General features: G+C 59.3%; 13 protein-coding genes and 1 tRNA gene. 1 reads left to right on the plus strand and 13 read right to left on the minus strand.

Going from position 1 to position 18,971, the window contains the following annotated elements; all coding sequences use genetic code 11:
* Positions 1-2,037 carry a dipeptide ABC transporter ATP-binding protein gene (locus ACSSVY_RS06435; protein WP_454268580.1) on the plus strand — a complete coding sequence of 679 codons (2,037 nt, stop codon included), beginning with the start codon at positions 1-3 and terminating at the stop codon, positions 2,035-2,037.
* Positions 2,038-2,132: 95 nt separating this feature from the next.
* Here the strand turns inward: ACSSVY_RS06435 and rpoC are convergent, their stop codons facing one another.
* The 13 genes from rpoC to ACSSVY_RS06500 form a co-directional block, all read right to left on the minus strand.
* Complete coding sequence (gene rpoC, locus ACSSVY_RS06440; protein ID WP_454268581.1) at positions 2,133-6,380, minus strand: DNA-directed RNA polymerase subunit beta'; 4,248 nt, start codon at positions 6,378-6,380, stop codon at positions 2,133-2,135.
* Between the two features lie 98 nt (positions 6,381-6,478).
* On the minus strand, positions 6,479-10,615 hold the full coding sequence (gene rpoB / locus ACSSVY_RS06445; RefSeq protein WP_454268582.1) for a DNA-directed RNA polymerase subunit beta: 4,137 nt from the start codon (positions 10,613-10,615) through the stop codon (positions 6,479-6,481).
* Positions 10,616-10,857: 242 nt separating this feature from the next.
* Positions 10,858-11,238, minus strand: a complete 381-nt coding sequence (rplL, locus tag ACSSVY_RS06450) for a 50S ribosomal protein L7/L12 (protein WP_454268583.1) — start codon at positions 11,236-11,238, stop codon at positions 10,858-10,860.
* 75 nt (positions 11,239-11,313) lie between these two features.
* The gene (rplJ, locus tag ACSSVY_RS06455; protein ID WP_040651445.1) at positions 11,314-11,832 is read right to left on the minus strand and encodes a 50S ribosomal protein L10; all 519 of its coding nucleotides are present in this window, start codon (positions 11,830-11,832) and stop codon (positions 11,314-11,316) included.
* Positions 11,833-12,088: 256 nt separating this feature from the next.
* Positions 12,089-12,787 carry a 50S ribosomal protein L1 gene (gene rplA, locus ACSSVY_RS06460; protein ID WP_454268584.1) on the minus strand — a complete coding sequence of 233 codons (699 nt, stop codon included), beginning with the start codon at positions 12,785-12,787 and terminating at the stop codon, positions 12,089-12,091.
* 1 nt (position 12,788) lies between these two features.
* Positions 12,789-13,214: a 50S ribosomal protein L11 gene (gene rplK / locus ACSSVY_RS06465; RefSeq protein ID WP_454268585.1), complete on the minus strand. Its 426-nt coding sequence runs from the start codon at positions 13,212-13,214 to the stop codon at positions 12,789-12,791.
* A 141-nt stretch (positions 13,215-13,355) separates the two neighbouring features.
* Positions 13,356-13,889 carry a transcription termination/antitermination protein NusG gene (nusG, locus tag ACSSVY_RS06470; RefSeq protein WP_009818148.1) on the minus strand — a complete coding sequence of 178 codons (534 nt, stop codon included), beginning with the start codon at positions 13,887-13,889 and terminating at the stop codon, positions 13,356-13,358.
* Positions 13,890-14,080: 191 nt separating this feature from the next.
* Positions 14,081-14,278, minus strand: coding sequence for a preprotein translocase subunit SecE (gene secE, locus ACSSVY_RS06475; protein WP_040651443.1), 198 nt, complete (start codon positions 14,276-14,278; stop codon positions 14,081-14,083).
* Positions 14,279-14,373: 95 nt separating this feature from the next.
* A complete protein-coding gene (locus ACSSVY_RS06480) occupies positions 14,374-14,958 on the minus strand; it encodes a hypothetical protein (protein WP_454268586.1) in 585 nt (194 codons plus the stop codon).
* 316 nt (positions 14,959-15,274) lie between these two features.
* Positions 15,275-15,350: transfer RNA gene (locus ACSSVY_RS06485), tRNA-Trp, on the minus strand.
* Positions 15,351-15,435: 85 nt separating this feature from the next.
* Positions 15,436-16,674 (minus strand): CoA transferase, encoded by a 1,239-nt coding sequence (locus ACSSVY_RS06490; protein WP_454268587.1) that lies wholly within the window; start codon positions 16,672-16,674, stop codon positions 15,436-15,438.
* Between the two features lie 284 nt (positions 16,675-16,958).
* Positions 16,959-18,806 carry an ABC transporter ATP-binding protein gene (locus tag ACSSVY_RS06495; protein WP_454268588.1) on the minus strand — a complete coding sequence of 616 codons (1,848 nt, stop codon included), beginning with the start codon at positions 18,804-18,806 and terminating at the stop codon, positions 16,959-16,961.
* Between the two features lie 71 nt (positions 18,807-18,877).
* On the minus strand, positions 18,878-18,971 hold a 94-nt coding region (locus ACSSVY_RS06500), incomplete at its 5' end, for an EF-Tu C-terminal domain-related protein (protein WP_207545791.1).

Genomic DNA, 18,971 nt, shown 5'->3' on the forward strand with positions numbered 1-18,971 from the left:
ATGACCAGCCCCCCCCTGATCGACATTCGCAAACTTTGTATCGGGTTCCGGGGCCGCTCCGGGGCGCTTCTTCCGGTCTTGCATGAGGTCGATCTGACCGTTTGCCGCGGCGAAAGTATTGGCATCGTCGGCGAAAGTGGCTCGGGCAAAAGCACTTTGGCCCTTGCAGCCATGGGCTATCTCAAACACGGGCTGCAGAAAATTTCTGGTGAGGTGATCTATGACGGGGCGGATATGTTCGCTCGTACATCTCACGAGTTGTCCAAGATTCGCGGCGGTCAGCTTGGCCTCATTCCTCAAAACTCAGGTCAAGCGCTGACCCCGACCCTGCGCATCGGGCGACAGATTCACGAGGCATTGCAGCTGCATTGCTCCATGCCGACGAGTTCTCATGCCGAGCGCGCCTTGGATCTGTTGACTCAGGTCCGGCTGCCAGACCCCAAAGCAATTCTGCGCCGCTATCCGCATGAACTATCTGGCGGTCAGCAACAGCGCGTGGCCATAGCCATGGCCCTCGCCGGTGAGCCCGATGCGCTAATGCTGGATGAGCCCACCACTGGCCTCGACGTCACCACGCAGGCACATATCCTTGAATTACTGAGAGAATTAGCTGCTGCACGCAACATGGCCATGGTCTATGTCAGCCACGACCTTGGGGTTATCGCGCGGGTCTGCGACCGGGTGCAGGTGCTTTATGCCGGGGAAACCGTGCTGTCGGGGCCCACGCGCGAGGTGCTCAGACATCCCGGCCACCCCTATGCGCGCGGACTTTTGGCGTCAATCCCACGGCTGGGCGACCGCACCCTGCCCTGCGCTCTTGAAGGACGACCGCCGGGTCCAGACGGCCCCCGTCACGGATGTGCCTTTGCGCCGCGTTGCGGAATGGCGACCGAGGATTGCACCACCACGCACCCACCAATGATCGCGGGCATGGCCAGACAGATGACCCGCTGTCTTTACCCGATGCAGGTGGCGGAGCTTGATCTAGGCGGTGCAGGAGCAGTGCTCAGCTGTTGCGCGGCCGATAGCCCACTTGTGCTGCGACTTGAAGATGTGGCAGTCCGCTATGACCAACCCGGAATCCTAGCCGCACTCAGAGGCGCACCACGCCCCCCTTCTACCGTCGATGGCATCACTCTGCACCTGACACGCGGCGAGACTTTGGGGCTTGTCGGGGAATCCGGAAGCGGAAAATCCACTATTCTAAAGGCAATTGCGGGCCTGTTGCCTCCTGCCAAGGGGCGCATCACTCTCGGCGATGGCACAAACCTCAGCCCGAGCGTTGAACAGCGCCGCCCGGATCACCTGCGCCGCATCCAGATGATTTTTCAGAACCCGGACGACAGTCTCAACCCACGCCAGTCAGTCGGCGAGATACTAGCCCAACCTCTACGGCTCTATTTTGGACTCAGAGAGCGCGCCCTGCGGGACCGTGCTGCCGAGTTGCTCGACACAGTGCGGTTGGGGTCACATTATCTCGACCGCCGACCGGGGCAGCTTTCAGGTGGTGAGAAACAGCGCGTGGCTGTGGCACGCGCCTTTGCCGCCGGGCCGGAAATCGTGCTGTGCGACGAGATCACATCGGCGCTCGACGTCTCCGTGCAAGCGGCGGTTCTGGAGTTGCTCAACGATCTCAAGGGATTGCATGGCACCGCTTTCATCTTTGTCAGCCATGACTTGACGGTCGTGCGCGCATTGTCAGACCGGGTCGCCGTCCTCTATCAGGGACGGCTCTGCGAAGTTGGATCCGCAGCGGCAGTCTATGCACACCCCTCACATCCCTATACTGAGGCGCTTTTGGGCGCGGTGCTCGAGCCTGATCCTGATCTCACACCAAACCTCTTGGCAGAGGATTTCGCCGACCTCTCGCCGCCCGCCCGCGGCTGTCCATTCCAGCGGCGTTGTCCGGTCAAACGCGGAACGCTTTGCGAGACCGACACACCGCCTGCGCAAGAGGCCGGAGATGGGCATGTGATCCGCTGCCATATTCCGCTTGCCGAGTTGCGCGTTTCACCCACGCAGGCAGCGAAATCTTAAAGGGAGTTCGTCCCGCTTTCCGTCCCTGAACCCGGACATCACCACGAAAAAGCCCGGCCAAAAGGCCGGGCTTTTCCTCATCTTGTCTACGATCCCTATTGATCGCGGCTTTCGGGGGTCTCGACGAGATTGTCAAATTCGTCCCCACCAACCACGTCATTCTCAATCACTGGGGCAGCCAGAGCAGCGGCGGCTGCCGCCTCTTCCTGACGGGCTTCGATCACAATGCTGTCGCGAGCCAGAGCGATGCGGCGCATATCCTGCGTCGCTCCGCCAGTACCCGCCGGGATCAGACGACCAACGATGACGTTCTCCTTGAGACCAACCAGCTTGTCACGCTTGCCCTGAACAGAGGCTTCGGTGAGCACGCGGGTGGTTTCCTGGAAAGACGCCGCCGAGATGAACGAGCGGGTCTGCAACGACGCTTTGGTGATACCCAAGAGGATCGGCTCGCCCGTTGCCGGACGCCCGCCCTTGGCTTCGGCCTTGGCGTTGGCTTCGTCGAACTCGATCTTGTCGACATGCTCACCCTTGAGCAACGTGGTATCGCCCGAGTCCTGGATTTCCCACTTCTGGAGCATCTGACGCACGATGACTTCAATGTGCTTGTCGTTGATCTTAACGCCCTGCAGACGGTAAACCTCCTGCACCTCGTCAATCATGTAGTTGGCAAGCGCTTCGACGCCCATGATGGCGAGAATGTCATGCGGCGCCGGATTGCCGTCCATGATATAATCGCCCTTCTGAACGTAATCGCCTTCCTGCACCGGGATGTGCTTGCCCTTGGGCACCATGTATTCCACAGGCTCGAGGCTCTCGTCGGTGGGTTCGATCGTGATACGGCGCTTGTTCTTGTAGTCGCGCCCATAGCGGACATAGCCGTCGATTTCCGCGATGATGGCGTGATCCTTGGGGCGACGTGCCTCAAAGAGTTCGGCCACACGCGGCAGACCGCCGGTGATATCCTTGGTCTTGCCACCCTCACGCGGAATACGCGCGATCACGTCACCGGCTTGGACCTGTTGACCTTCTTCGATTGAGAGAATGGCATCCACCGACATCGGATAGGTCACCGGGTTGCCCGCATCGTTGCGCATCGGCTCGCCGTCCTCACCCACGATGAACACCTCGGGCTTGAGCTCGTTGCCGCGCGGTGCCGCACGCCAGTCGGTCACGATCTTCTGGGTCATGCCGGTGGCATCGTCGGTCACGTCCTTGACCGAAACACCCGAGGTCAGGTCCACAAACTTTGCAGTACCCGATTTCTCGGCCAGGATCGGCAAGGTGTAGGGATCCCACTCGAACAGTTTCTGCCCGCGCGTGACCTTGCCCCCCTCCTTGACGAAGAGCTTGGTGCCATAGCCGACCTTGTGACTGGCCAGTTCAACCCCCTTGTCGCCAATGATCCGGAGTTTCATGTTCCGGCCCATGACAAGGGTTTCACCGTTGGAGTTCTCAAGAGTCTGCGGCTGATCATAGGTGACCGTGCCCTCTTGGCTCGCCTCGAGGAAGGACTGCTGCCCACCCTGAGCCACGCCGCCGATGTGGAAGGTCCGCATCGTGAGCTGTGTGCCCGGCTCGCCAATCGACTGGGCGGCGATGATACCGACCGCTTCGCCGATGTTGACCATGGTACCGCGCGCAAGATCGCGACCATAGCACATCGCACAGACGCCATCTTCGGCCTCACAGGTCAGCGGCGAACGCAGACGCACAGTCTGCACAGCCGCTTCTTCCAGCGAATCCGCCATACGCTCGTCAATCAATTGGCCACGCGCGATCAACACGGCATCGCTGATCGGATCAACGATATCCTCAGCCGCGACACGGCCAAGGCAACGCTCTGCCAGCGAGGCCACGACTTCACCATCATTCACCGCAGCCTCAACCGTAACCGCCCGCTCGGTGCCGCAATCATGCTCGCGTACGATGCAATCCTGCGCCACATCCACGAGACGCCGGGTCAGATACCCAGAGTTCGCGGTTTTCAGAGCGGTATCCGACAGACCCTTACGGGCGCCGTGGGTCGAGTTGAAGTATTCAAGAACGGTCAGACCTTCCTTGAAGTTCGAGATGATCGGCGTCTCGATGATGTCGCCGTTCGGCTTGGCCATCAGGCCGCGCATGCCGCCCAGCTGTTTCATCTGCGTAACCGAGCCCCGCGCGCCCGAATGCGCCATCATGTAGACGCTGTTGGGTTCGCGCACTGCACCATTCTCGTCGCGCACTTCCGCCGAGATGGTCGTCATCATCGCTTCGGTGACCTGATCATTACACTTTGACCACGCATCAACGACCTTGTTGTACTTCTCACCTTGGGTGATCAGGCCGTCCATATACTGCTGTTCAAAGCCTTTGACCTGACCACGCGTTTCTTCGACGATGGGCCACTTGCTGTCGGGAATGACCATGTCGTCCTTGCCAAAGGAAATCCCGGCCTTGAACGCCTCACGGAAACCGAGGGTCATGATCTGGTCGCAGAAAATGACACTCTCTTTCTGACCGCAATAGCGATAGACCGTGTCGATCACCTGCTGCACTTCTTTCTTGCGCAGGAGACGATTGACCAGACTGAAAGGCGCCTTGGCGTTCTGCGGCAGAAGCGCACCCAGACGGGCGCGGCCCGGAGTGGTGACGGCCCGCACCATGACCTCGTTGCCATGCTCGTCGATCTGAGGAACCCGGACGGTGACCTTGGCATGCAGATGCACTTCGCCTGCGTCGAGCGCATGCTGGACCTCGCCCAAGGACGAGAACACCATGTCTTCACCCTTCATGCCGTCCCGCTGCAGCGTGACGTAATAGAGGCCAAGGATCATGTCCTGCGACGGAACGATGATCGGCGCACCGTTGGCGGGCGACAGGACGTTGTTGGTGGACATCATCAACACACGCGCTTCCAACTGGGCCTCAAGGCTCAGCGGAACGTGTACAGCCATCTGGTCGCCGTCAAAGTCGGCGTTGAAGGCCGAACAGACCAGGGGATGCAGCTGGATCGCCTTGCCCTCGATCAGCACCGGCTCGAACGCCTGAATGCCCAAGCGGTGCAAGGTCGGTGCCCGGTTGAGCATCACGGGATGCTCGCGGATGACCTCATCCAGAATGTCCCAAACCTCGGGACGCTCTTTCTCCACCAGTTTCTTGGCCTGTTTCACAGTGCTCGACAGGCCCTTGGCCTCAAGCCGCGAGTAGATGAACGGCTTGAACAGCTCGAGCGCCATCTTCTTGGGTAGACCGCACTGATGCAATTTGAGCTCCGGACCGGTCACGATCACCGAACGACCCGAGAAGTCGACCCGCTTGCCCAAAAGGTTCTGGCGGAAGCGGCCCTGCTTGCCTTTGAGCATATCCGAAAGCGATTTCAGCGGGCGCTTGTTGGCACCGGTAATGACCCGGCCACGACGGCCGTTGTCAAACAGCGCATCGACCGATTCCTGCAACATCCGCTTTTCGTTGCGCACGATGATATCAGGCGCGCGCAGCTCGATGAGCCGCTTAAGGCGGTTGTTGCGGTTGATCACCCGACGATAGAGGTCGTTGAGATCAGACGTGGCAAAGCGGCCGCCATCCAACGGCACCAGCGGGCGCAGTTCGGGCGGAATGACCGGAATCACCGTCATCACCATCCATTCCGGGCGGTTGCCGGATTCGATGAAGGACTCAACCACCTTGAGGCGCTTGATGATCTTCTTGGGCTTCAGTTCGCCGGTGGCTTCCTTGAGATCGGCGCGCAGTTGCTCCGCCTCATTCTCGAGGTCGATGTTCTGGAGCATCTCGCGGATCGCTTCAGCGCCGATATTGGCGGTAAAGGCGTCCATGCCATAGGCATCCTGCGCATCCATGAACTCTTCTTCGGTCAGCATCTGGCCATAGGTCAGGTCGGTCAGACCGGGCTCGATCACCACATAGTTCTCGAAATAGAGCACCCGCTCCAGATCGCGCAGTGTCATATCCAGCATGAGACCGATGCGCGAGGGCAGCGATTTCAGGAACCAGATATGGGCGCAGGGCGCGGCCAACTCGATATGGCCCATACGCTCGCGCCGGACCTTTTGCAGCGTAACCTCGACACCGCATTTCTCACAGACAACGCCGCGATACTTCATGCGCTTGTATTTGCCGCAGAGGCATTCGTAATCCTTGATCGGGCCAAAGATCCGCGCGCAAAAGAGACCGTCACGCTCGGGCTTGAACGTGCGATAGTTGATGGTTTCGGGCTTCTTGATCTCGCCATAGGACCAGCTGAGGATACGCTCCGGGCTGGCAAGGCTGACCTTGATTTCGTCGAACACCTTGGTCGGGGCCACAGGGTTGAACGGGTTGTTTGTCAGTTCCTGGTTCATTTTCAAATCCTTAAAGACTGGCGGAGGAAGGCGGTGAAACGCCGTTCTCTTGACAAGAAAACGGACCGGACCCTGTGAAAGGGTCCGGTGCGCGGCGCTTACTCATCTTCCTCCGCATCCAGGAGTTCCATGTTGAGGCCAAGGCCCCGGACCTCTTTGACGAGCACGTTGAACGATTCCGGAATCCCGGCCTCGAAATTGTCCTCGCCTTTGACGATGCTCTCATAGACCTTGGTCCGGCCCGCCACGTCATCCGACTTGACGGTCAGCATCTCTTGCAGGGTGTAGGCGGCACCATAGGCCTCAAGTGCCCAGACCTCCATTTCCCCGAACCGCTGGCCGCCAAACTGGGCTTTACCGCCCAGAGGCTGCTGCGTGACAAGGCTGTACGGCCCAGTCGAGCGTGCGTGGATCTTGTCATCGACAAGGTGATGCAGTTTGAGCAGATACTTGATGCCAACGGTCACAGGACGCGAGAACTGCTCGCCCGAGCGCCCGTCAAACAGCACCGACTGACCGCTCGTGTCAAACCCGGCACGCCGCAGCGCGTCGTTGACATCCGCCTCTTTGGCCCCGTCAAAGACCGGGGTGGCAATCGGCACACCGTTGGTTACGGTGCTGGCAGACTCGACCAATGTGGTCTCATCCATGCCCTCGATCCCTTCGGCATAGACATCATCGCCATACGCAATGCGCATCGCTTCACGCACAGGAGTCAGATCGCCAGAACGGCGATATTCCTGCAGCGCTTCGTCGATCTTGAGACCAAGAGAGCGCGCAGCCCAGCCCATATGCGTCTCGAGGATTTGCCCCACGTTCATACGCGACGGCACGCCCAAAGGATTGAGACAGATATCGACCGGCGTGCCGTCCGCGAGGAATGGCATGTCCTCGATCGGGATCACCTTGGAGACAACACCCTTGTTGCCATGACGACCGGCCATCTTGTCACCCGGCTGGAGCTTGCGCTTGACCGCGATAAAGACTTTGACCATCTTCATGACGCCCGGCGGCAGATCGTCGCCACGGCGCACCTTCTCGACCTTGTCCTCGAACCGTGCATCCAGCGTGCGCTTCTGCGCCTCGTACTGATCATGCAGCGCTTCGACGATCTTTGCGTCAGCCTCGTCCTTTAGGGCAAGCTGCCACCACTGACCCTTGGTCAGCGTCGAGAGCAACTCTTCGGTGATGTCCGAGTTGGCCTTGACGCCCTTGGGGCCTTTGACAGCCATCTTTCCGAGGATGAGAGTACGCAGACGAGCGTAGATATTGCGATCCAGAATCGCCAACTCGTCGTCGCGGTCGCGCGCCAGACGCTCGACCTCTTCCCGCTCGATCTGAAGCGCGCGCTCGTCCTTTTCAACGCCGTGGCGATTGAACACACGCACCTCAACGACCGTGCCATAGTCACCCGGCTTGACTCGCAACGAGGTATCGCGCACGTCGCTGGCCTTTTCGCCAAAGATGGCGCGGAGGAGTTTTTCCTCCGGCGTCATCGGGCTTTCGCCCTTCGGGGTGATCTTGCCCACAAGGATATCGCCCGGCTCGACGTCCGCGCCGATATAAACGATGCCCGCCTCGTCGAGGTTGCGCAGAGCTTCCTCACCAACATTGGGGATATCGCGGGTGATCTCTTCCGGCCCAAGCTTGGTATCGCGGGCGGCAACCTCGAATTCCTCGATATGGATCGAGGTAAAGACGTCATCGCGCACGATCCGCTCGGAGATCAGGATCGAGTCTTCGTAGTTATAGCCGTTCCACGGCATGAAGGCCGTGATCACGTTCTTGCCAAGCGCCAGTTCGCCCATATCGGTACAGGGACCATCGGCGATGACTTCACCCTTGAGAACGGTATCACCGACTTTGACCAGCGGCTGCTGATTGATACAGCTATTCTGGTTCGAGCGCTGGAACTTGCGCATGCGGTAGATATCAACGCCCGGATCACCAATCTGAAGATCCTCTGTGGCGCGAACCACGATCCGCTGCGCATCGACTTGGTCAATCACACCGGCACGTTTGGCCATAATCGCAGCACCCGAGTCGCGGGCCACGACGCCCTCGATCCCTGTTCCCACAAGCGGAGCCTCGGCGCGCAGCGTCGGCACCGCCTGACGCTGCATGTTCGACCCCATCAAGGCACGGTTCGCGTCGTCATTCTCAAGGAAGGGAATGAGCGAGGCCGCAACCGACACAAGCTGTTTGGGGCTAACGTCGATCAGGTCCACACTCTCGCGCGGCGCGAGCATGTATTCGCCCGACTGACGGGTCGAGACCAGATCGTTGACGAACCGGCCATCCTCGTCGAGGTTGGCGTTGGCCTGCGCCACGGTGTGACGCATTTCCTCGGTGGCGGACATGTATTGCACTTCGTCCGTCACCTGACCGTCGATCACCTTGCGGTAAGGTGTTTCGATAAAGCCATATTTGTTGACCCGCGCAAAGGTGGCGAGACTGTTGATCAGACCGATGTTCGGCCCTTCCGGCGTCTCAATCGGGCACATGCGACCGTAGTGGGTCGGGTGCACGTCGCGCACCTCAAAGCCCGCGCGCTCGCGTGTTAGACCGCCCGGCCCGAGCGCCGAAAGGCGACGCTTGTGGGTGACTTCCGACAGCGGGTTGGTCTGGTCCATGAACTGCGACAGCTGCGAGGAACCGAAGAATTCACGCACAGCGGCAGCGGCTGGCTTGGCGTTGATCAGATCCTGCGGCATCACCGTGTCGATCTCGACCGATGACATACGCTCTTTGATCGCGCGTTCCATTCGCAAAAGACCCACGCGATACTGGTTCTCCATCAATTCGCCAACCGAACGCACCCGGCGGTTGCCGAGGTGATCGATGTCATCGATGTCCCCCTTGCCATCGCGCAGCTCAACCAGAGCCTTGACGCAGGCCACGATATCGTCACGGTCCAGCGTGCGCTGAGTGTCAGGCTTGTTGAGGTTCAGACGCATGTTCATCTTGACCCGGCCAACTGCCGAGAGATCATAACGCTCCGAGTCAAAGAACAGCGTGTCGAACAGAGCCGCCGACGCCTCTTCGGTGGGCGGCTCGCCCGGCCGCATGACACGGTAGATGTCCATGAGCGCGCTTTCGCGGTTCATGTTCTTGTCCGCTGCCATGGTGTTGCGGATATAGGCACCCACGTTGATACCATCAATATCCAGCACCGGAATGTCGGTGATCCCAGCATCCAGAAGATCCTGCAGCGTACCGCCAGAAATCTCGCCAGCCTTGTCATATTCCAGCGTCAGCTCGTCACCCGCCTCGACATAGATCGCGCCGGTTTCCTCGTCGATGATGTCACGCGCCACGAATTTGCCGACAATATGCTCGAACGGAACCAGCAATTCCGAAACGGTGCCCTCATCAATCAACTGTTTGACGGCACGCGGAGTGATTTTCTTGCTCGCTTCAAAAATCACTTCGCCGGTTTTGGCGTCGATCAGATCATAGGTCGGACGTGTGCCACGAACCCGCTCAGGGAAGAATTTGGTGACCCAACCCTTTTTCTTTTTCAGCTTGTAATCGACCGTATCATAATAGGCATTCATGATGCCTTCTTGATCCAGACCAAGCGAATAGAGCAGCGTCGTCACCGGCAGTTTCCGACGGCGGTCGATCCGCGCGAACACGATATCCTTGGCGTCGAATTCGAAATCGAGCCAAGAGCCGCGATAGGGAATGATCCGGCAGGTGAACAAAAGTTTGCCTGAAGAGTGGGTCTTGCCCTTGTCGTGGTCAAAGAACACGCCGGGGCTCCGGTGCATCTGGGATACGATCACCCGCTCAGTGCCGTTCACGACAAAGGTGCCATTCGGTGTCATCAAGGGCATATCGCCCATGAACACGTCTTGCTCCTTGATGTCCTTGACAGATTTCGCGCCGGTATCTTCGTCGATATCGAACACAATCAGACGCAGCTTGACCTTGAGAGGCGCGGCATAGGTCATGTCGCGCTGCATGCATTCCTCAACGTCATACTTCGGCTTCTCAAGCTCATAGCTGACGAATTCCAGCACGCTGGTCTCGTTGAAATCCTTGATCGGGAAGACTGATTGGAACACGCCTTTGATCCCCTCACCGTCCTGCGGTTGGGGCTGATCACCGGATTTCAGGAACAGGTCATACGAGGATTTCTGCACCTCGATGAGGTTCGGCATCTCCAACACTTCGCGGATTTTGCCATAATATTTGCGCAAACGTTTCTGGCCAAGATAGCTTTGAGCCATGGTCGATGTCACCTTTCATTTCTCACCGGTCGCGCGTGCTGTTGGGGCTCAGCACCGCGTCCATCCGAGACGGCTGGGTTTGATCCATTCATGGCCATCGTCCCAATGACGGCCTCCCGATCGTATAAACCTCGCCTTAGAAAACCCCCGACTGTTGCAGGGCCTCTCTGAGACAGGTTTGGCCGGAACCGGGAAACCCCGGATCCAGCCGCAAAATCCTGTCCGGGTTGCCCCGGCACGGATTACTTGATTTCGACTTCTGCGCCAGCTGCTTCGAGCTTGGCTTTGATGTCGTCTGCTTCGTCCTTGGACACTTGCTCTTTGACGGCTTTGCCGCCGGCATCGACCAGGTCTTTGGCTTCTTTCAGGCCCAGACCGGTGATGGCACGCACTTCCTTGATCACGTTGATCTTGGATGCGCCAGCCGACTTCAGGATGACGTCGAATTCGGTCTGCTCTTCAGCTTCCGATCCGCCAGCATCGCCCGCCGGGCCAGCCATCATGACCGCGCCACCGGCTGCGGGCTCAATGCCATACTCGTCCTTGAGGATGGTTTTCAGTTCTTGTGCTTCGAGAAGCGTCAGACCAACGATCTCTTCTGCCAGTTTCTTCAGATCAGCCATTTTTTGACTCTTTCCGTTCTCTAGATGTGTTCCAACGTCGGGAAGTAAACCCCTACGCGGTGATTACAGTTTGCCTTACGCGGCCTCGGCCTTTTCGATGATCGTCGAAAGGATGCCCGCGATATTCGAAGCAGGTGCGCCAATCGCACCGGCGATGTTCGAAGCAGGTGCGCCGATACAGCCCACGATCGAAGCAATAAGCTCGTCACGCGAAGGCATTTTCGACACGGCTTCAACACCGGCCCGGTTCAGAGCCGTGCCACCCATGGCCCCACCAAGGATTTCGAACTTTTTGTTCACCTTGGCAAAGTCCTCAGACACTTTGGCAGCTGCCACAGGGTCTTCGGAGTAGGTAAGCACGGTCATGCCCGTGAGGTAGTTTGCAATGCTTGCGCACGGCTTGCCCTCAAGGGCGATCTTGGCGAGCTTGTTCTTGGCTACACGAACTGATGCCTCTGCCGCACGGGCGCGGGCACGCAGATCCTGCATTTCGGCAACTGTAAGACCCGCGTAGTGGGCGACCACTACAACGCCAGAGCTTTCAAAGATCTGGCCGAGTTCTTCGACCACTTTCTCTTTCTGGGCTCTATCCACAGTTTCACTCCAAATTTGGGGGTCTCCCCCCGGCTCAGTTTTTGCCTTTCCCGAAGGATCGGCGTTCGGGTCCAAAACACGGGTCCCGAGGCCAAGATCACCCGAGAGCAAATGCCCCGGCTGGAAATCTCATCTCGTTCCCCATCTCAGGAAGGATTTATTCAGGCGAATGCCTGAACCCTCCGTCTCGGACAGGACAGGGCTGACGTGCAGCCCTGCCGTTCGCCCCCGGATCAAAAGATCCGGACGCAAATTCTTATTCGACGACAGCGCTATTGATGTCGACGGTGACCCCTGCGCCCATGGTGGACGAGAGCGAAATCTTCTTGACATACGTGCCTTTGGCACCGGTCGGTCGCGCACGTTGAACGGCAGACACAAAGGCGCGCACATTCTCGGCCAATTTGGCCTCGTCAAACGACGCCTTGCCAATACCGGCGTGAACGACACCGGCTTTTTCAGCCTTGAACTGGACCTGACCGCCCTTGGCATCCTTGACCGCCTGCGCCACATCCATGGTCACTGTTCCGACCTTGGGGTTGGGCATCAGGTTACGTGGGCCAAGAACTTTGCCCAGACGGCCCACGACGGGCATCATGTCCGGTGTCGCAATGCAGCGATCAAACTCGATTTTGCCGCTCTGCACGGTTTCCATCAGATCTTCGGCACCGACGATATCGGCTCCGGCGGCCAGCGCTTCGTCAGCCTTTGCGCCACGCGCAAAAACGGCGACGCGCACGGTCTTGCCGGTGCCATTGGGCAGGCCGACGACCCCACGGACCATCTGATCCGCGTGACGCGGGTCAACCCCGAGGTTCATCGAAATCTCGACAGTTTCATCGAATTTCGCAGTCGCACAGCCCTTGATCAGCGAAATCGCATCTTCAACACTGAGATTGTCCTTGCCCTCAAAAGTTTCACGCAGGGCGCGGGTCCGTTTTCCAAGCTTTGCCATCTTATTTCACCTCGATGCCCATGGAACGCGCGCTGCCCAGAATGATCTGCATGGCGGCGTCGATATCGTTCGCGTTCAGGTCTTTCCACTTGGCTTCTGCGATCTCACGCACCTGCGCGATGGTCACATTGCCAGCAGCGGCACGACCGGGGGTCTTGGACCCGGACTGAAGCTTGGCAGCCTTCTTCAGGTAATAGGACGCCGGCGGCGTCTTGATTGCCAATTCAAAGGACTTGTCCTGATAATAGGAAATCACGGTCGGGCACGGGGCACCCGGCTCAAGATCTGCAGTCTTGGCGTTGAACGCCTTGCAGAATTCCATGATGTTGATGCCGCGCTGACCCAATGCAGGGCCGACGGGCGGGCTGGGGTTGGCTTGCCCGGCTTTCACCTGAAGCTTGAGCGTCCCGATAAGTTTCTTGGCCATATGGCCTCTCCTTTTGGTCCAACACCATTGGGGCGCGCCCCTCTGGCTCTCTCGTTGTGTGGTGCGGTCCGGTGGCCGCGGCCACCTCGCCTCCCACGGCTCCTGCCCGGCTCGCCCTCAGGCGCTACCGGGCAACCCGGATCACATCTGCTTCGTGACCTGAGTGAATTCCAACTCGACCGGGGTTTCCCGACCAAAGATCGACACCGACACCTTGAGGCGCTGATTATCTTCATCAACCTCCTCGACCATGCCATCAAAGTCTTCGAACGGACCGTCGTTGACCTTGACCTTCTCGCCAATCTCAAAGTGGATCAGGGTGCGTGGGCTCTCTTCGCCCTCCTGCACACGGTTGAGAATCGCATTCACCTCCGCATCGCGCATCGGCATCGGGCGGCCCTGCGGCCCCAGAAATCCCGTCACACGGTTGATCGAGCTGATCAGGTGATAGCCACGATCCGACATTTCCATATGCACGAGCACATAACCGGGCATAAACCGACGCTCGGCCGTTACCTTTTTGCCACGACGGATTTCGATCACCTCTTCGGTGGGGACCAGAACCTCATCGATTTCATCCTCAAGGCCGTTCTCGACGACAGATTGTCTGATCTGCTCGGCAATCTTCTTCTCAAAATTCGAGAGAACACTGACCGAGTACCACCGCTTTGCCATCGTCGCCCTACGCCTTTGTTCTTACCGATACCAAGACCGGATTTCCGTATTCTTTCAGACCCTTGGGCCTTCATCATCTAAAACAAAAATCGGCGCGCAACACGAATCGCCGCGCGCCATGTTTCAGAGTGTGGGGTCAACTACCCCTGATTGCCTGCGAATTCAAGAGCCTGAGCAAGATTTTCGCCGGTTCAGCCAAACAGGCTCAGCACCCCTTGGAGACCACTGCGGATACCAAGATCGACCAACGCAAAGAAGATCGCCGTAATCGTTGCCATGATGAACACCATGACAGTGGTCAGCACAACCTCACGGCGGGTAGGCCACACGACCTTGGCCACTTCCGAGCGGACCTGCTGAATGAATTGAAGCGGATTCGTGCGTGCCATCTGCGCTGTCTTCTCTGATATCATTGTTCAGCGCGACATACGCGGGCTGGCCCGCAAGTTCAAGGGCAGAAGGCTGTCGCCCCCTGCCCATTACATCAGCGCGATTTATGCGCGATCCGATCAAACGGATCGGGAAGATCTTCAAAGATATCCGGTTGCGGTTCCCGACGCAGCTTGAGTTCGGGCATGGCAGGACGAAAAGCGAAACCACGGGGAAACCACCGCAGCAGCCGTGACCGCACCTGGGTCATGCGCTCGGGCCCAAAAATGGCGTAGCCTAGGAAGACCAATAAGAATCCGATAAACATGGCGATCAGCACGGGCAAAGGTTGCCACCAAACCAACGCAAAGGCTGCGAGCCATCCAGCGTGGTGTGGTTTGACCTCCAACCTACTGGGGCGCAGCGACTTGATCCGCGACAAAAGACTGACGCGACGAGCAACTCCCTTTGCCTTGACCGGTTCAAGATACTCAACCGGCACGTGCGGCGCCAGTTCCGGCAGAGCATTGCGGCGCGTCTTGCGTCGCTCTTCGGTCAATATCTCACGAATTGTCGTAATGGCATTTTCAACGGCTTGTTCCGTTGAAGCGGCATCTCGCGGTGCCCGTCCCTCAAATTCAGTGTTATGATGTGAAAAATACGTCTTCGGGTCGTGAACCCGCGGCAAATGCGTTTCCATGGCAGCTATTCCCCTGTTTCGCCCGCGCCCCCACGCAGATCGGCTTCAGTCCCCCCGGACCTCGAAACCGATAAGTGGTCACCATGCGGCGCAATTGCGGCAGAAAAATGTCACGCCAGCGGCCAAAAAGCGGCATGTCCAAATTTAACCGCATTTTAGCTGTATTCGTTGCGTCTTTGAGGTGCGCAGACCGCCAAACAGACTTAACGAACCAAGTTCTGCTTCGATTGCGCCAGATCAGCCAAATCACAGCCGAACCAGACGGCGCGCGATTCTACTCGCAAATCGCCCATATAGATCCAAGGTTCTGGAGGTTTGGCAGGGGCAGCAGGGTTCGAACCCGCGACCTACGGTTTTGGAGACCGTCGCTCTACCAGCTGAGCTATACCCCTAAGGCCGAGCGCCGGATTACGCCAGCTTGGATCGGGAATCAAGCGTCATCGGCCTGAATTCGGTAGGAAATCCACAATTTCCTGTTCAGGCCGCCGGACGGGCCCCGTAGCGTGGGCTTTGCACGATGCCTGTGTCAAAGAGGCGAGCGATCTCCGTATCGCTTAGTCCGGCCACCTCGCCCAAAACCTCTTCGGTCTGCGCGCCAAGCTGCGGCGCGGGTTGCGCCGCCACGCGCTCATGGGCCGAAAAACGCGCTGGATGCCCCGGCACCGGGAAACGACCAAGCCCCGGCTGCATCAAGAGCTTGAACATCGGATTGTCCTCGCTCAGGTCCGAATCCTCGGCCAGAGCCTCGCGCACGGAGCGAAACACTGACCATGTCAGGCCCGCCGCATCGAACGCGTCGGCAAAGCTGCTGAGTTCCCGCGCCGCGAACCATGGCCGCAGGATTGCCGTGATCTCTCGGCGCAGGTGCCAGCGATTGCCCTCGTCGTTCAAATTGCGCCCGCTGCGTGCGGCCAGTGCCTCCATCGCGGCCTCGGTGCCCGTGGCCTTGACCAGCCCGCGCCATTGCCGATGGGTAAGGCCAATCACCATCACCCGCCGCCCGCAGGCACATAGAAAATCCTGACCGTAGGCGCCGTAGAGCGCGTTGCCCGACTTGCCGCGTTCCTTGTCATTGACCGCAGCATCGCCAATCAGGCCCAGATGGCCGATGGTGGCCGCTGCCACATCCTTGAGCGACAATTCCACCTCCTGCCCACTGCCCTTTCGCAGACGCTCGCGCTCTGCCGCCAAGAGCGAGGACACCACGAGATGTCCCGCCGCAATATCCCATGCGGGCAGCGCATGCGCCACGGGTTCGGGCCAGCCCACCGGGCCAGTCATCTCGGGTATCCCCAGGGACGGATTGACCGTGTAATCCACCGCCGGGCGGCCATGCCGATCCCCCATCAGCGTGACCATCACCAGATCGGCGCGGTGCTGGCTGAGGGTGTCGTAATCCATCCAGCCGCGCACCCGCAGATTGGTCAGGAAAAGCCCCGCATCCTCGCCCGGTGCGGTGACAATCCGCGTTACCAACTCCTGCCCCTCCGGTCGGCTCATATCCACGGCGACGGATTTCTTGCCCTTGTTCAACCCCGCCCAAAAGAGGCTCTGGCCCGAGGGTGCCAACGGCCAGCGGCCTGCATCCAACCCGCCACCGATCCGATCAAAGCGGATCACCTCAGCCCCCATTTGCGCCAGCGTCATCCCCGCCAGCGGCACCGCGACAAAGGCCGACCCTTCGACCACTCGCATTCCCTTGAGTATACCGCCCATGCCGTGCCCTCCTGAATAGGTGCCGCCGAGAGCGCACAGCAGTCCCCTGCCCGCGCCGTCAGTACAGCCTGCCAGACATAGAAATAAAGTCAATATTTCAATGACTTAACGGAATACAACGGCATGCAATCCGTTTTTCGCAGATGCAGCATATACCAGAGCGCTTGATTTCTATTGAGAATCCGCACCACTGGACGTCACCGCCTGCACCCATGCTGCATTTGAAACCAAACCTCCGCGTGTTGACGCAGGCGCGACAGAGTGACCCATAACGCCCCTTCCGCTCAATCCATCAGGAAACCACCCGATTGCCGCGCCCAGAGACGCGCGTATAGCCCCCCCTGCGACAACAGGGCCGCATGCGTGCCTTGCTCGACGATCCGCCCTTCGTCCATCACCACCAACCTATCCATCGCCGAAATGGTCGAAAGCCTGTGCGCGATGGCGATGACCGTCTTGCCCTGCATCAGCCGGTAAAGCTGCGCCTGAATCGCCGCTTCCACCTCGGAGTCCAGCGCTGATGTCGCCTCATCGAGCACAAGGATGGGTGCATCCTTGAGCGCGGCACGCGCGATGGCGATCCGCTGACGCTGCCCCCCCGAGAGCTTGACACCCCTTTCGCCGACATGCGCAGCCAGCCCCTGCCGCCCCTTGGTATCCTCCAACCCGGCAATGAACACACGCGCCTCAGCCAGATCAGCAGCGGCCATGACCTCGGTTTCGGTGGAGTCAGGACGGCCATAGGCGATATTCTCGCGTACTGAGCGATGCAGAAGAGCCGTATCCTGTGTCACCACCCCGATGGCCGCGCGCAGACTGTCCTGCGTGACGGCCGAAACGTCTTGCCCGTCGATCAGGATACGCCCCGAACTCACGTCATGAAACCGGAGCAAGAGATTGATGAGGGTTGATTTCCCCGCCCCCGAACGCCCGACCAGCCCAACCTTCTCGCCCGGTGCGAGCGTGAGGTCGAGCCCGTCGATCACTGGCGCTTTTTGCATACCAGAACGATCATATACAAACCGGACCGCTTCGAACCGAATATCACCCCGGCTCACCACCAACGGCTTTGAATCCGGCGCGTCTTGCACCGTGCGTGGCAGGCCCAGGGTGGCCAGACCATCTCGCGCCGTGCCGATATTCTCAAAGAGCGCGGCAAACTCCCACATGATCCAATGCGACATATTCCCAAGCCGCAAGGCGAGCGGAATGGCTACTGCCAAGGCCCCAAGATCAATGCGCCCCTGCACCCAAAGCCAGAGTCCCAGCCCCGTCACCGCCCCGGTCAAAAGGGCGTTGAGCAAGTTGACCGACATGTCCTGGACCGCCACAAGCCGCATTTGCCGGTGGACGGTTTGCAGGAATCCGTCCAGCCCGGCGCGGGCATAGGCCTCTTCACGCGCGGCATGGCTAAAGAGCTTGACCGTGGCAATATTGGTATAGCTGTCCACAATCCGCCCAGTCATGTCAGCGCGCGCATGCGCCTGCTCCTGCGCCACATGCCCCAGCCGGGGCACGATCATGCCCAAGAGCGCGCCATAACACAGCGCCCAGATGGCAAAGGGCGCGGCCAGTCGAATATCCTGCGTTCCCGCCAGAACCAGCGTGCCGATGAAATAGGCAAGAATATAGACCGCCACGTCCATCAGCTTCATTACCGTCTCGCGCACGGCGAGCGCAGTCTGCATCAGCCGCGTGGCGATGCGCCCGGCGAACTCTTCCTGAAAATAGCCCATCGACTGACCCAAGAGCCAACGATGCCCTTGCCAACGGATGCGCTGTGGAAAGTTGCCCATCAAAGCCTGATACATGATCAATGCGCCAATCACGCTGAGCAATGGCAGGACGACGAGCAGGAGAACACCCATCCCGCCAAGCCGCGTGGCCTCCTCGCCTAGAAACCGTTCTGGTCCCAGTTCCGCCATGCGGTTGACCAGCGTGCCAAGGTATCCCAGCAAAATAATCTCGACGGCGGCAAAGACCGCCGAGGCCACCGACATGGCGATGAGCCATGGGGCCACGGGACGTGCGTAATGCCACAGAAACGGCCAGAACCGCGACGGGGGCTGACTCGGCGGAGACGCGGGATAGGCCTCAATCCGCGTCTCGAAATACTTGAAAATGCGTTTCATATCCGGCTCCAGAATGCAAAAGGGGCGTGCAGTGACCCGCACGCCCCTTAAAACTGAGAGCGGATCAGACGTTACTCGATGATCTTCGACACGACGCCGGCGCCGACGGTGCGGCCGCCTTCGCGGATGGCGAAACGCAGGCCGTCTTCCATGGCGATCGGCGCG

The organism is Roseovarius sp. MBR-51, from assembly GCF_053628575.1.

What these genes read in the sequence shown, in the direction of transcription:
- rplK (WP_454268585.1), bottom strand. Translation starts at nt 13,214, where the DNA reads ATGGCCAAGAAACTTATCGGGACGCTCAAGCTTCAGGTGAAAGCCGGG.
- rpoB (WP_454268582.1), bottom strand. Translation starts at nt 10,615, where the DNA reads ATGGCTCAAAGCTATCTTGGCCAGAAACGTTTGCGCAAATATTATGGC.
- ACSSVY_RS06480 (WP_454268586.1), bottom strand. Translation starts at nt 14,958, where the DNA reads ATGGAAACGCATTTGCCGCGGGTTCACGACCCGAAGACGTATTTTTCA.
- ACSSVY_RS06495 (WP_454268588.1), bottom strand. Translation starts at nt 18,806, where the DNA reads ATGAAACGCATTTTCAAGTATTTCGAGACGCGGATTGAGGCCTATCCC.
- ACSSVY_RS06490 (WP_454268587.1), bottom strand. Translation starts at nt 16,674, where the DNA reads ATGGGCGGTATACTCAAGGGAATGCGAGTGGTCGAAGGGTCGGCCTTT.
- rplL (WP_454268583.1), bottom strand. Translation starts at nt 11,238, where the DNA reads ATGGCTGATCTGAAGAAACTGGCAGAAGAGATCGTTGGTCTGACGCTT.
- rpoC (WP_454268581.1), bottom strand. Translation starts at nt 6,380, where the DNA reads ATGAACCAGGAACTGACAAACAACCCGTTCAACCCTGTGGCCCCGACC.
- ACSSVY_RS06435 (WP_454268580.1), top strand. Translation starts at nt 1, where the DNA reads ATGACCAGCCCCCCCCTGATCGACATTCGCAAACTTTGTATCGGGTTC.
- rplA (WP_454268584.1), bottom strand. Translation starts at nt 12,787, where the DNA reads ATGGCAAAGCTTGGAAAACGGACCCGCGCCCTGCGTGAAACTTTTGAG.
- secE (WP_040651443.1), bottom strand. Translation starts at nt 14,278, where the DNA reads ATGGCACGCACGAATCCGCTTCAATTCATTCAGCAGGTCCGCTCGGAA.
- nusG (WP_009818148.1), bottom strand. Translation starts at nt 13,889, where the DNA reads ATGGCAAAGCGGTGGTACTCGGTCAGTGTTCTCTCGAATTTTGAGAAG.